Below are 13,124 nucleotides of genomic sequence, written 5' to 3' on the forward strand. Positions count from 1 at the left end.
ACGCCGCCGTGCGCTCATCGACCCAACGCAACATTGCTCCATCAATGTTGCGGTTTACGGGCGGGGCGCTGCGCGCTGGGCCATGACCGAACGATGCCGCCACGCGCTCGGCGCCACGCCTGAATTGCTGGCCATCGGACCGTCGAGCCTTTCGTGGGACGGAACGCGCCTCACCGTGAACATCGACGAGAAGGCTCCGGTGACGGGGCTCCCCGTGCGAGGCGTCGTCACGCTCGAACCCGAAATACGGAGCGACTTCGCCACCGACTTCGGCACGAGCGGCCGCCATCTGTGGGCGCCGATCGCACCGCGCGCCCGCGTGGAGGCGCGATTCGACGCGCCCGCCGTTTCATGGACCGGCACCGGCTATTTCGACACCAATCGCGGCGACGAGCCGCTCGAGGACGGTTTCTCTTACTGGAACTGGTCGCGTGCCGCCCTCTCTGACAGCGCGGTGATGCTCTATGAGGGCATCCGGCAGAACGGCGCGAGGTTCAACATGGGCGTCAGGATCGCGGCCGATGGAAGCGTCGGCCCGGTGGAGCTTCGCGAGCGTTGTGACCTTCCGCTGACGCGCTACTGGAAGATGCCCCGAGAAACCCGGATCGACGCAGGGCACACGGCGAACGTGCTTCAAACGCTCGAAGACACGCCGTTCTATTCGCGCTCCATGATCGCCACGCATCTTCTCGGCGAGCCCGCGCACGCAATGCACGAGAGCGTTTCCCTCGACCGGTTCCGCAAGCGCTGGGTTCAGTCGCTGCTGGGCTGGCGCATGCCGCGCGTCACGTTGCAGGGAAGTTCACGCGGCGTTTTTGGAGTGGGCCGCGACAAGGTCGAATAAAATCGGCCTCCACTGAATAATTGTGGAAACAAATCGCCGTCATTTGTTTCTACGATACGAATCTGGCTCACGATTCAATGTCCGAAACATATTGCTAGAGGCAATAAGACGATGGCGAAGAAACCAGCAGCTCCGAAACCAGCCGAGAAGCCGGCGACAGCCAAGGCCGCCGCCGCTCCGGCGAAGCCCGCTCCGAAGGCGAAGAAGGGCAAGTAGGCTCGGTTCCGATTTCGGTCGAAAGGCGGGGCGCGAGAAATCGCGCTCCGTTTCGTTTGAGGTTTCGGCCATCGTCGTCCCGCCGATTTTCCGCGAAACCGCAGCGCTCGGCTTTAGGCCTCGCGGATGACGTTCCGCATCCTGCCGATACCCTCGATCTCCGTTTCCAGCACGTCGCCGGGCTTCAGCCACTCGGGCGGCGTGCGGCCCATGCCGACGCCGGACGGAGTGCCGGTGGAGATGACGTCGCCCGGCTGAAGTGTCATGCCCCGCGAAAGCTCCGCGATGATGCGCGGGATCTTGAAATACATGTCGCGCGTGTTTCCGTCCTGCTTCACGACCCCATTGACGCGGGTTACGATCCGCACGGCGCTCGCGTCGAACTCGCCCGCGGGCACGATCCAGGGTCCCATCGGCGCGGTGCCGTCGAGGCTCTTGCCCTTGAGCCACTGACCGCCATGGCGGGTTTTCTGAAGATCGCGCGCGGATACGTCGTTGATGGCAGTATAGCCGAACACGTAATCCAGCGCCTCGAACTCGGTAATGTTCTTACCGCGCTTGCCGATCACGACGCCGAGTTCGGCCTCCCAGTCGATCTGGGCCGAAATTTCGGCATCGTAGGGGATCGGATCGAAGGGCCCGTTCAGCGCCGCAACACCCTTCGAGAAGAACACCGGATGCTCGGGCAGCTTCTGGGCCGGATCGCGGAAGGCAGCGCCCTCGCTGAAGTGCTCCAGATAATTCCAGCCCACGCAAAAGATATTGCCGTTCAGGCGCGGCAGCGGCGGCAGGACGCGCAGATCCGACACGTTGAAGCCGCCACGCGCCTCGATCGCCGCAAGCTCGCGCACTTCCGCCAGCGCTTCCGCGCCGCCCTCGATGAGCGCGCGCATGGATGTGCCGTCGAAACCGAGCGAGCGGCCCGCCTTGCGCGCCGCTTCGGCGACATCGGTCACGTGGCCGTCCGGTCGAACGATGCCGAGCCGCACGGCTCCGTTCTCGTTCGCGAAGGTGAGCAGCCTCAATTTCGAATCGAGCGGCACCTCGATGTTGGTCATCTCTGTTTCTCCTCTCGTCCGGAGATTGGCGCGGCGGGTCCGCGCTATCGCTTCCAGACTTCACGTATCGTCTGACTTTTCCTTGCACCCTCCATTTGGGGCCGAGCGGAAGCTCGTGCAATCGGCAACGAAAACGGTCGGGCCTACGCAAGACGCGCAAATTAGAGTATGAAAAGGTTCGGCTCGCCGGATTAGGGACAGCCCATGCGCGCCTTTCGTTTGCTGATGCTCCTCTTCGTTTTTCTGTGCCTCGTGCCGATTCTGGCATTGGTGGGCGCGGGAGCGGCAGCGCGTGTCGCCGGATGCGATCTCGATCCCGGGCAGCCGCTGCCCTGCCCGGTCGCTGGCGGCGACTATGGAGACGAGCTGTTTTCGGTGCTGAATTTCGGAATGCACACGGTCGAAGCGATCGCCGTCCTCGGCGCACTCATTGCCGTGTGGGTGATCGTGGAAATCGTGGCGGCTATCGGCCGTACCCCGAGAGGTCCGAGACCATCGGAACAGGACCGCGACAGCAAGGCCCCGTCTCGCCGGTGGCGGAAAGGCGACGCTCAGACCCCCGCCGCTTCGCGGAAGCGTGCACGCGGATCGTAGGGGTGCTTCTTCGCCCACTCCTGCATGAAGCGTTCAAGCTCGGGGTCTATCGCGGGCGGCAACATGATCTTCAATGTGATGAGCTGATCGCCATGCGTGCCGGTACGCGCGTTTGTGACTCCCTTGCCGCGAAGCCGCAGCACCTGACCGCTCGACGCGCCCTTCGGGATCGCGACCGTCACGCGCCCGCCGATGGTCGGGACCTCGACACGACTGCCAAGCACCGCCTCGTGAAGCGAAACCGGCAGTTCCAGCGTGATGTTGTCGCCGTCGCGCGCAAACAGCGGATGGGGCTGTATCTTCAGTTCGATGAGCGCGTCGCCGGGCTCGCCGCGCCCGGCGCCCGGGCCGCCCTTGTGGCGAAGCCTGAGCGTCTGCCCGCTCTCGACACCCGCCGGCACCGTGATGTCGAGCGTCTCGTTATCGGGAAACTGCACGCGCTTCTTCACGCCGTTGACGGCTTCGAGAAAGCTGATTTCGAGGTTGTAGCGGTAGTCCATGCCGCGCATGGTGAAGGCGCCGGACGGCCCGCGTCTGCCGAACAGGTCGCCGAAGATGTCGGAGAAATCTCCGCCGCCCGAGCCCCCATTTTGATAGCCGCCGAAGCCTTCGTATTCGCGGCTTCCGCCGCCTGCGCCGTAATCGCGGTAGAACTGGTGAGCGCGTTCATTGCCCATCGAGTCGATCTCGCCGGCGTCGTACCGCTTGCGTTTCTCCGGGCTCCCAAGCACGGCGAAGGCCGCCGACACGCGCTTGAACTTCTCCTCGGAGACCGGATCTCCCTTGTTCTGATCCGGATGCAGATCCTTGGCGAGCTTGCGGTACGCCCGACGGATCTCGTCGTTCGTCGCGGTGCGCTTCAGCCCTAGAACAGCGTAGAGATCTTGATCCATGGAACGTCGGGTGCAGGAGTGTGTCAGCGTTGCGAACTATGCAAAGACCGTTACAGAGCGACGGGAGTCAAGCTTAACTTATCCCCGCCGGGGCCGTCCTCAACGCGGACGCGCATTATCCCCCGAACAACCCCCCGAAAAATGTCTGTTTGACATGTTTAGACACAACCACCTCGGGTTGCAACGCCATCTCGCGCGCGACGGAGCGCAGGCGCCGGCGTAATTGCTCGCCGTCGAGCGATTCGAGCTTCGTCGGCAAGGACAGCACAAGCTTGCCCTGCTCACAAAGAAGCGTCGTCTGCGGGAGCAGGCCCTTCATTCCCGCCGTCAGCGTATGGGCGAGGCGAACCGTTTGCCCGATGATCAGCGCACGCTTCTGGAGCGGGCGCGGCAGAAGATGTGCAAGTTTCGGCATCAGCTCGCCTTGAAGCTTCCGCTCGTAGCGATGGTAGACGCACAGCGCAAGGAAGGCGCGGCCAGGGTGATCGATCCCCGCGAACGCCGATTGCGAGATGAGAACAGCGCTCTGCTCGCCCCGGTAATCGGGATGCGCGCGCCAGGAAATGTCCGACAGAAGGCAGGCCGCGTGGCGCAGGCGGCGCTCGTCATCGTGTTCGTGCTCGTTGGAGCGCGCGAAGAGACCGTCCGTCCATTCGATCAGTTCGCGCCCGTGCTGGAGTGAGCGCGCGCGCATGGCCGCAACCGTTTCGCACGCCGAGAGCAGAGGATCTTCGGCGCGCTCCGCCTCGCTGAGAAGCCGGTAGATCGTGCCTTCGCGCACGCCGAACGCCGAGAAGATCACGTCGGAAGGCTGCATCTTGCGGATCAGCGAATTGAGGAGCAGCGCGCCGAACGGCACCGTTTCCTCGCGTCCCGCCGACATGCCCGCGAGCCGCTTCAGCCCCGTCGGCGAGTTGTTGGCATAGCGCGCGGTAATTTGCAGCGCCTTTCGCGCATCCATCTTGTAGCCGTGCACGGCGGAAAGCGGATAGTTCGTCTGGGCCATATGCAGCTTGGCGAGCGCACGCCACGTGCCGCCGATCGCATAGAAATTTTCGCCGCGCACATGGTTGAGCCACTCCACCGAGGCAAGCGCGTCCTCAATGATGGGAATGGCTTCGGTCTTCTCGCCATGTGTCCTCTCGGCCAGCGACAAACTTCCGAGCGGCAGGGAAATCTTGTCGGACAGCGTTTCGCCATCGATGCGCACAAGCTCCATGCTCCCGCCGCCAAGGTCGCCGACGATGCCGCGCGGATTCACGAACCCCGCGCGAACGCCCGTGGCGGCAAGCTCCGCCTCTTCGGCGTTGCCGATCACGCGGATCGGGACGCCGCAGGCCTCCTCCGCCTTCGCGAGAAATTCCGGGCCGTCCTCAGCCCAGCGGACCGCTGCTGTCGCGAACGGATGAATGTCGCGCTCGCGGACGCCGCAGATGTCGGCGAGCTTGCGGAAGCGCGCCAGCGAGGCGAGCGCGCTTGGCACCGTTTCGGGATTGAGGCGCTTCAGTTCGTTGAGATAACGGCCGAGCCCGCACATCGCCTTTTCCTGAAAAAGAGGCGTTGGAGCGCGGGTGAGCCTTTCATACACGACAAGGCGGATGGAGTTCGAACCGATGTCGATGACGGCCACCGGGCGCGCGCCAGGCAACCGCCCACTTATCGAACCGAGCGTCGAATTATCCACAAATCATCCTCGTGCGCTGGGGCATGGGTTTGCTTGACATTGCTGCCCGCCTTCAAGCAGGGCGTGCGCTTCACCCATGACACTTGTTGAAGCCCGTGAAGGCTGGAGTTTTACATTCGATCCGGCCGCCGCAGCCGGTGGCTTGATGTAATTCTCTGCGTCAGGCATGCGGCGCCGATGCGACCGCGAAACGTCGCGGGAAATTCTGCTTGAGTGCGCCGCCGCGCCCGGAAAGGCTGGGATTGGTCATGAAATACTCATGCGCGCTGAAGGGTTCCTCGCCGGGCTTCAGATGAAAGCGCTGGGAGCTGCCATCGCTCTCGATTTTCCAGCTCTGGAGATTATCCTTCAGATTGGCGATCATGATCTGGTCGAGAACCTGTTCGTGGACGGTTGAATTCGTTATCGCGGTCATGGCCTCGACGCGCCGCTCAAGGTTGCGCGGCATCATGTCGGCGGAACTGATATACACGTGCGCATCCTCGGATGGCAATCCGTGCCCTGCCCCGAAACAATAGATGCGTGAATGTTCCAGAAATCGTCCGATGATGCTTTTCGCGCGGATGTTTTCGGAAAGTCCGCGAATGCCGGGCTTGAGGCAGCAGATGCCGCGGATGACGAGGTCGACGGGTACGCCCGACAGACTCGCCTCATAGAGCGCATCGATCACCTCGGGATCGACGAGCGCGTTGAGCTTCATCCAGATCGCGGCGGGGCGCCCGGCCTTGGCGTGAGCGATCTCGTTATGGATCTCCTCGATGATCCGAGCCTTGATGCCGTGGGGCGAGATATACATGCGTTCGAGGTTGTTCGGGCGGCTGTAGGTCGTCACGTAATTGAAGATGCGCGACACGTCACGGCCGACAGCCGGGTCGGCCGTGAAATAGGACAGGTCCGTGTAGATCTTCGCCGTCGCCGGGTGATAATTGCCGGTGCCGATGTGGCAATAGGTGCGAAGCTCGCCGTTCTCCTTGCGCACAACCTGCCCGAGCTTCGCATGCGTCTTGAGATCGAGCTGGGTCAGGCCGTAGACCACGTGCACGCCCACCGCTTCGAGCTGCTTCGCCCATTCGAGGTTGTTCAATTCGTCGAAGCGGGCGGTCACTTCGATCATCACGGTCACGCTCTTGCCCGCCTCGCGCGCCTGCCGGAGCGCCTCCACGATGGGAGAGCGTTTCGACGTGCGGTAGAGCGTCCATTTGATGGCGACGACATCGGGATCGGATGCGGCCTGCCGCAGATATTGCAGCACCACGTCGAACGACTCGTACGGATGATGAACGATGATGTCCTTGGCCGAGATGGCCGCGAAACAGTCATTGTCGAACTCGGCGATCCGTTCCGGAAAGCGGATTTCAAAGGGCTTGTAGAGCAGATCCGGCCGGTCGTTCACGATAAGTTGCGAGACGTCGGCGATGGCGAAAAGCCCGTCGACCGGCACCACGTCGTCTCGCCCGATCTTGAGCCCGGCGATGATGAGTTCGCGCGCGGGCGCAGGCAACGACGCGCTCATTTCGAGCCGGATCACCTCGCCGAGCTGGCGCCGCACCAGCGCCTTGCGGAGCACCTTCTGAAGATCCTCGCTTTTTTCCTGAAACTCGATTTCGCTGTTCCGCAGCGGCCTGAAGAGGCCGACATGCCTGACCTTGAAGCCCGGCAACAGCGTGTGCGCGTAAAGCGCGATCAGCACTTCCATCGCGATGAAGCGGATCACGGGCTTGCCGCCCTCGCCTTCCGTCTGCGGCAGTCGGATGAAGCGATCGAGACCGTTCGGGATCACGACAAGCGCATACATCAGGCGCGGTTCGCCCTCGAAATCCGAATCGCGGACGAGAGTGAGTTCCCGCGTGCATTCCAGCACGAGCACCAGTTCCTGACTCTGCACGTGCGGGAAAGGATGCGCGGCGTCCACCGCCACGGCACTCAGCGCCGAAAAAACCCGCCGCATGAAATAGATTTCGAGCCAGTCCCGTTCCGCGTCGGAAATCGACGCCGCGGTGGCGATCTGGATGTTCTCCTGCTCCATGTCCTCGCGAAGCGCGTTCCAGCGCTCCTGCTGGATCGCGGAAAGCGGAACGACGGATTCGTTGATCTTGTCCACCTGCTGCTTCGGCGTCAGTCCGTCGGGCGAGACTTCAACGATTTCGGTCGCCGCCTGTTCGTGCAGACCCGCCACGCGCACGCGATAGAACTCATCGAGGTTGGAGCCCGAAATCGCCAGAAACCGAACGCGCTCCAGAAGGGGGTTGCGGGTGTTCGCCGATTCCTCAAGGACGCGCTTGTTGAATGCGAGCCACGACAATTCCCTGTTGAAGAAGCGTTCCACGCCAAAGGCTTCTATTCTGTCCCGGTATGTGGGGGCAGGTTCGGCTTCGGCGATTTTCATTTCCATGATCTCCGTTTTGGCGTCCTTGTGACGCGTGAATTGCGCACTCAGAGCTTGGAAGCGCTTTGTGACATGACGAACACAAGACACCGAGGCAAAACGCCGGAAGGCACGTTTCGCTCGCAGCGGTCGATGGTGCGGACGTTCACGCGACGAACAAACTGAACTTAAAAAGATGACGCCGCGCCCGCACCGTCGCAAGAGCTTCTTCCGGCGGATTTGCTCGGGCGATCCGGCGACGCAAAGGCGTTGGCACCTGTCGGCGCAGGGCGGTCCTGCGCGGCCCTCGGGGCGCGCGGCTTCAGATGCCGTCGTCCGGCTCGTCGTCCCCGCTGTCCGGTCCGCCCCCCGCCGCCTTCAAGACCTTGGCCGCGAAGCTGCGCGTGATCCGGCGGCGTTCGGCCAGCGCCGCCTTGTCGAGCAGAGACGCCACGGCATCCGCCGCCGCCATCGAACGCTCGATGCGCTGGACGAGATAGGCAATCACGTCCGGGGCGATCTCGATGCCGCGATCGCTGAAATGCTTCAGGAGAAGCGCGGCCAGATGCTCCTCGTCCGGGGGCTGAATTTCGGCCGTTGGATAGGAGCGGATGCGCGAGCGCAGATCCGGCAGCGCGATCCGCCAGCTTCCGGGCGGCGTTCGCGCGGTCAGGAGAATGAACGAGCCGTGTTCGCGCGCCAGGTTCAGATGATGAAACAGCGCCGTCTCGGGCAGCCCTGACGCGTCCACATCTTCCAGAACGAGCGGCTGCCAGGGCGCGGCCCAAATGTGACTTCCGAGAAGCGCGGGATCGGCGAATGCCGCGTTCGCCCGCGCGCTCCAGATATGGGCGAGATATGTCTTGCCCGATTGCGGCGGGCCCCAGATGACGGCCGCAGGCGCGTGCCAGTCCGGCCATTGGCCGACGAGGCCGAAGGCGCGGCCGTTTCGGGCCGTCACGAAGAAATCGCCCTCGTCATAGGCGAAACGCCGGGGCAGATCGAGCACGAGCTGGGATGACATCAACCGGCCTCAGCCGATGGCCGCTGTCTTGCGCGGCTTCGTGCCTTCGACCGCTTCCACTGCGGCGCTACCCTTTTGCTCGTCATAAATTTCGCTTTCCTGATATTTTCGGATCGCAAAGCGCACCAGCACGCCGATGACCGCTGCAAGCGGTACCGAGATCAGAAGGCCGGTGAAGCCGAGAAGATAACCCGACGCGACGAGCGCGAAAAGAAGCCATACCGGATGTAGCCGCACCTGATTTCCGACGATGTTCGGCGTCAGCACGTTGCCCTCGATGACTTGTCCGAAGATGAAAACCCCGACAACGAGCGCCACCATGGCGTAATCCGGCGCGAATTGAGCAAGCGCAACACCGCCTGCGACCAGCAAGCCGCTCGTCGAGCCGAGGTATGGCACGAAGCTGACGATGCCTGCGAAAAGGCCGATGAGGAGGCCGTAATTGAGCCCGATCAGGCCAAGCGTCACCATGTAGAACACCGACAGGATCGACAGCACGATGAACATCCCGCGCAGATAGCCGGAAATCGTGTCGTCGACCTCCCCCGCAAGTTTGCGGATCGTCGGAGCGTCCCGCTTCGGAAGAAGGCTGTCGACGGACGCGAGCATCTTGTCCCAGTCGCGCAGCAGGAAGAACGTCACCACCGGCGTCAGAAAGAGAAGCGCGAGCGTGTTGAAGAAGGCGAGGCTGCTTTCCGCAAGGCTCCGCAGATAGCCCGCGACCACGCCAGCCACATCCTGTGCCTGCCCCTGCGCCGCGCCCGTACCCTCCTGTTGCTGGACCGTGCTCTGAATGGACTTGATATATTGCGGGTAATGCTCCCAGAGATAGGCGCGCGCGCGCTGATAATAGCCCGGCAGATCCTGCGCAAATTGCCGAAGCTGATCGACCAGCGGAGGAATGAGCAGCGCGAAGATCGCGACGAAGATCAGGATCAGCACCGCGATGATCGCAAACGCCGCCGCGCCGCGATGGACGCCGATGCGGTTTAGCCGATTGACCAGCGGGTGAAACAGGTAGGCGAGCACGAACCCCGCCGCGAAAGGCATCAGCACGTCGGCGAACACCATGAGCCCCATCGTGCCGAGGGCGACGACCGCCACCCAGAACGTTGCATGCGGGGAGAGACGGATCGTATTGTCCATGCTGACGCTTTACTCCCTGAGCCTGATGGCTTTTCGCCTGGAATCCAAGCGATAGGTTTATTTATCGTCCGTTCAATGCGCCGGCGCTGCCGCCTGTCGAAGCGAGGGCCGCTCGCATCAACGTTCGAGCCGCGGCAGAGTTTCCTTCGCTGCCTCAATGGCGCGGAAACGGAGCGGCGAACCGGCCCTGCTTGTGGGCGCGACTGTAGCGGCGCGCCCCAAAGAGGCAAGACATAAGGGGCAACACGGAACACCTTGCGGCGACGACGCGTGGCTTTCATGCCCTCACGCCTTGTCGCGCTATCCGAGAAGCGGCCACAGAACCATCAGCAGCCCGGCCGTAGCCACTCCCCAGACGAGAGTGCGAATGTAGGGAACGCCGAAGGCATAAAGCGGCACATAGGCGACGCGTCCCCAGAAATAGAGCTGCGCGCCGAGCGCGGTGGTGGCGCTTTCCCGCCCCGCGGCGTGTGCCACGAGCACCGCGGCGACGAACAGCGGCAGCGTCTCGTAAAGGTTCGCCTGCGCGCGGCCCAGCCGATCCGCTATCGGATTGAGCGGCGGCTGCCTTTCGTCCCGCGCGCCCATGTTCCATTTCGCGCCGTATTGCGCCGTTCGTGCGATGGAGAAAAGGCCGATCTGCACGATGGCCAGCACGACGGTCCACGCCAGCATCGTAAGTTCCGTGGTCATGCGATCTTTTCTCCAGCGAGGTTGTCGGCGATGGGACGTCCGCCAACCGGACGGATTTATCGCGCGGCAACGAGGAAAGGTTCGAGGGCAGGAGCATCGCACGCATCGAGCGCCGAAAAAAGCCGCTCCCACTCCGCGGCGCGGTCGTCCCAGCGGGCGAGCCCGCTCCCGGCTATGCACGCGCGATTGAGGCGAAGCCAGAGCGCGTCATCCGCGAGTACCTCGCTGGCATGCCGGGTGAAAGTCTCGGGGCTGCTGGCGAGAAAGCCGGTTTCGCCGTGGCGCACGCGCTCCTTCAGCGCGCCGATCCCGCATGTGACGAGCGGAACGCCCGAAGCCGTTGCCTCCGCAGCCGCAAGGCAAAAGGTCTCGTCGAGGTCGCCGGGGATGAGCATCACGCGCGCTGTCCTGAGTTCGGCCGCAAGCTCTGCCCGCGCGACGCCCCCGCGTATCTGCACGCCCGGTCCGGCACCGCCGATGCGCGCGGCGGCTTCATCAAGGCTCGACTGGGGGCAGAATACGTGCAACTCCGCATCGGGAACGGCCGCGCGAATACCGGGCCAGAGCCGCGCCACGAAATCGAGACCGCGCGAGGGCCGCGAACAGAAGACGGCCTTCGCAGCGCGTGGCGTCGCGTCCGGCTCCGGCGCGAAGAACATTTGCGCCACACCGTGGGCGATCTCCACGCGACGGCGGTACGGCACGCGCCGGTCGAGCGTCGATGCGTGGTAGCCACCGAGCAGCACCGCCGTCGGCCTATGCCAGAGGAGGGCGAGCGCATTACGCCGCTTGAGAAATTTGCGAAGCGTCGGCGGCGTATGCAGCCATGTCAGCTTGTGGCGCGCCTTGAAACCCCAATAAAGTCGGTCCGAGTTGAGCGCGATGGCGACATCGACAGGCGGCAGATCTGAGCGGCTGTCGAGCGGTAGCCATGTCACGCCGCTTTCCACAGACGACGCCTTGAGGCGGTTCAGCGCGAAGACCCGATGGCCGCGCCGCGCAAGCGCCTCCGCGAGATAAATCGCCGAGCTTTCGGTTCCGCCCAACGCGCCCGCGCGAAGCGAAGCGCCCGTATAGGCGGGATGCTTGTGGTTCGCATGCAGGATCGCGATCGTCGCCAAGGGATTGCTCGCCGAACTGTATCAACCCGGCTCATACCAACCCATGGTTGTACATTCAAGCATCTTACTGCGACGTCGTCGTAAATCCGTTGGATATCGCTGCCGCGGAGCCGCGAAGCGTGGACAGGCGCTGCGCCGACGCCTGAAGGTCCGCCAGCGCAAGTGTGCCGTTTCTCACGGCGTCGGCAATCGCACCCGCCAGAGCCGCGCGCGTCGCCGCCGGGCTTTCCTTGCCGCCGTCCACAACCAGCACGTCGCACCCCTTCGCGAATGAAGACACCGTTTCAGCGGCGCCCGCCGTCATCGTGAGAAAGCAGAAGCGAGGCCCCCGCACGAGGTTTTCATAGGCCGAAAGCGATGCCGTCTCGTCGCCGATGGTCGCGGCGACCGGTGTGCCCGGATAGGCGACGAGCAGCGACTTCAGGGCGCGCACGGAAAGCTCGCTTTGATCCACCACCGGCACGGCAATAACGTTGGTGTCCTTGTGGCCCAGGATGAAAGTCTTGGCAAAAACGCCGGATTGCAGCGGATTGGCGCCGAAGCTCGACGGGTCCGCCGCCGCCCCCGAAGGACTGAGCGCCGGGCCGAAATTCAGGTTGAAGCCGAGATGCGCAAGGTTGAAACCGAGCGAGCGATAGGTGGAATAGGCGTACTCCGGATCGCCCCTGCCCGCTATGTCGCCAGGAGCGGGCCACGCCTCGAACTCCTTCAATTGCGGCAGCGCGTCTTCCTTGCCGCCGATCTCGCGGATCGCGAAGAAGGGCCGTTGAGCCGCGTTTCCCTGCCAGAGAAACTTCACGAGGTCGCGCAGCTGAGCCTTGGAAGCGATATTCTGCCGCGAGAACATCGCGCCTGCAATCTGGCCGGATTGCAGCATGGCGCGCATGGCTTTCGGACCGACATCGGCGGGAAGCGTGCCGGGAAAGCGAAGGAACAGCACCTTTCCCGCCGCACGGTCGATCTCGGGGTCGATGGCGGGGCCAATCGGAAGCGGCGCTTCGATGGGCGCGGCCGCCGGAGCTGCGAGCTTCGGCTTCTGCTGCGCCTCGGCGGTTCCGGTTGTGGCGGCGGGCCGCTTCGATTTCGGCTGCGCTTCGCCGACGTTGACAGGCGATGACTTCTGTTGCTGCTGCGGCGGTTTCTGCGGGGTGGTGGGCGTCGTCGTTGCCCAGCCCTCGCGGGGCTGACGCCGCAGGCGATCGAGTTCCTGCTTCAGCTTCCGCTGCGCTTCGGCGTCCGCATCGTCAGCGGATGCGCCATTGTTTTGCGCGGTTTTTACCCATTGTCGGCTATTGTCGCCGATGGTGCGCGCTTCGAGCGGTGCTTCCTTGGCGGACGCCACACCGCTATACTCCACCGCGCCGCTCCCCGCACAAGGTTTGGCGGCGATAAGGGCTAGGCCGAGAGCAAGTCCGCGCAGGATGGGAATGTTTCGATGCGCCATTGGCTCAAACGTCGCAGTGGTTTTCATTGTGTTAGCGGAATG

11 protein-coding genes are annotated in these 13,124 nt (G+C 63.5%); 2 read left to right on the forward strand and 9 right to left on the reverse strand.

Features of this window, described 5'->3' with window-relative positions:
- Positions 1 to 82: 82 nt before the first annotated feature.
- Positions 83 to 844 carry a carotenoid 1,2-hydratase gene (locus tag QM659_RS01325; protein WP_415187088.1) on the forward strand — a complete coding sequence of 254 codons (762 nt, stop codon included), beginning with the start codon at positions 83 to 85 and terminating at the stop codon, positions 842 to 844.
- Positions 845 to 1,173: 329 nt separating this feature from the next.
- Here the strand turns inward: QM659_RS01325 and QM659_RS01330 are convergent, their stop codons facing one another.
- Positions 1,174 to 2,118, reverse strand: coding sequence for a fumarylacetoacetate hydrolase family protein (locus QM659_RS01330; RefSeq protein ID WP_415187089.1), 945 nt, complete (start codon positions 2,116 to 2,118; stop codon positions 1,174 to 1,176).
- 204 nt (positions 2,119 to 2,322) lie between these two features.
- Here QM659_RS01330 and QM659_RS01335 point away from each other — a divergent pair, with 204 nt between their 5' ends.
- The gene (locus tag QM659_RS01335) at positions 2,323 to 2,712 is read left to right on the forward strand and encodes a hypothetical protein (protein WP_415187090.1); all 390 of its coding nucleotides are present in this window, start codon (positions 2,323 to 2,325) and stop codon (positions 2,710 to 2,712) included.
- Here QM659_RS01335 and QM659_RS01340 read toward each other — a convergent pair.
- The 8 genes from QM659_RS01340 to QM659_RS01375 all read right to left on the reverse strand — a co-directional run bounded on the left by QM659_RS01340 (position 2,670) and on the right by QM659_RS01375 (position 13,082).
- A complete protein-coding gene (locus QM659_RS01340; RefSeq protein ID WP_415187091.1) occupies positions 2,670 to 3,605 on the reverse strand; it encodes a DnaJ C-terminal domain-containing protein in 936 nt (311 codons plus the stop codon). The two genes, QM659_RS01335 and QM659_RS01340, sit on opposite strands and share 43 nt — an antisense overlap.
- A 115-nt stretch (positions 3,606 to 3,720) precedes the next feature.
- Positions 3,721 to 5,289, reverse strand: a complete 1,569-nt coding sequence (locus QM659_RS01345) for an exopolyphosphatase (protein WP_415187092.1) — start codon at positions 5,287 to 5,289, stop codon at positions 3,721 to 3,723.
- 160 nt (positions 5,290 to 5,449) lie between these two features.
- Positions 5,450 to 7,675 carry an RNA degradosome polyphosphate kinase gene (locus tag QM659_RS01350; protein ID WP_415187093.1) on the reverse strand — a complete coding sequence of 742 codons (2,226 nt, stop codon included), beginning with the start codon at positions 7,673 to 7,675 and terminating at the stop codon, positions 5,450 to 5,452.
- Between the two features lie 301 nt (positions 7,676 to 7,976).
- Complete coding sequence (locus QM659_RS01355) at positions 7,977 to 8,678, reverse strand: HdaA/DnaA family protein (protein WP_127077457.1); 702 nt, start codon at positions 8,676 to 8,678, stop codon at positions 7,977 to 7,979.
- Positions 8,679 to 8,687: 9 nt separating this feature from the next.
- Entirely contained in the window at positions 8,688 to 9,824 is a 1,137-nt protein-coding gene (locus QM659_RS01360) for an AI-2E family transporter (protein WP_415187094.1), read from the reverse strand.
- 300 nt (positions 9,825 to 10,124) lie between these two features.
- Positions 10,125 to 10,517 (reverse strand): MAPEG family protein, encoded by a 393-nt coding sequence (locus QM659_RS01365; protein ID WP_127077459.1) that lies wholly within the window; start codon positions 10,515 to 10,517, stop codon positions 10,125 to 10,127.
- A 56-nt stretch (positions 10,518 to 10,573) separates the two neighbouring features.
- Positions 10,574 to 11,638: a glycosyltransferase family 4 protein gene (locus QM659_RS01370; RefSeq protein ID WP_415187095.1), complete on the reverse strand. Its 1,065-nt coding sequence runs from the start codon at positions 11,636 to 11,638 to the stop codon at positions 10,574 to 10,576.
- 64 nt (positions 11,639 to 11,702) lie between these two features.
- Positions 11,703 to 13,082 (reverse strand): hypothetical protein, encoded by a 1,380-nt coding sequence (locus QM659_RS01375; protein WP_415187096.1) that lies wholly within the window; start codon positions 13,080 to 13,082, stop codon positions 11,703 to 11,705.
- Between the last annotated feature and the right edge of the window lie 42 nt (positions 13,083 to 13,124).

The organism is Rhodomicrobium sp. (genome assembly GCF_047605405.1).
In the GTDB taxonomy this organism is placed as follows: domain Bacteria; phylum Pseudomonadota; class Alphaproteobacteria; order Rhizobiales; family Rhodomicrobiaceae; genus Rhodomicrobium; species Rhodomicrobium lacus.

Excerpts from the sequence above, each read along its gene's own strand:
- QM659_RS01325 (WP_415187088.1), top strand. The coding sequence starts at position 83 with ATGACCGAACGATGCCGCCACGCGCTCGGCGCCACGCCTGAATTGCTG.
- QM659_RS01330 (WP_415187089.1), bottom strand. The coding sequence starts at position 2,118 with ATGACCAACATCGAGGTGCCGCTCGATTCGAAATTGAGGCTGCTCACC.
- QM659_RS01335 (WP_415187090.1), top strand. The coding sequence starts at position 2,323 with ATGCGCGCCTTTCGTTTGCTGATGCTCCTCTTCGTTTTTCTGTGCCTC.
- QM659_RS01340 (WP_415187091.1), bottom strand. The coding sequence starts at position 3,605 with ATGGATCAAGATCTCTACGCTGTTCTAGGGCTGAAGCGCACCGCGACG.
- QM659_RS01350 (WP_415187093.1), bottom strand. The coding sequence starts at position 7,675 with ATGAAAATCGCCGAAGCCGAACCTGCCCCCACATACCGGGACAGAATA.
- QM659_RS01355 (WP_127077457.1), bottom strand. The coding sequence starts at position 8,678 with ATGTCATCCCAGCTCGTGCTCGATCTGCCCCGGCGTTTCGCCTATGAC.
- QM659_RS01360 (WP_415187094.1), bottom strand. The coding sequence starts at position 9,824 with ATGGACAATACGATCCGTCTCTCCCCGCATGCAACGTTCTGGGTGGCG.
- QM659_RS01365 (WP_127077459.1), bottom strand. The coding sequence starts at position 10,517 with ATGACCACGGAACTTACGATGCTGGCGTGGACCGTCGTGCTGGCCATC.
- QM659_RS01375 (WP_415187096.1), bottom strand. The coding sequence starts at position 13,082 with ATGGCGCATCGAAACATTCCCATCCTGCGCGGACTTGCTCTCGGCCTA.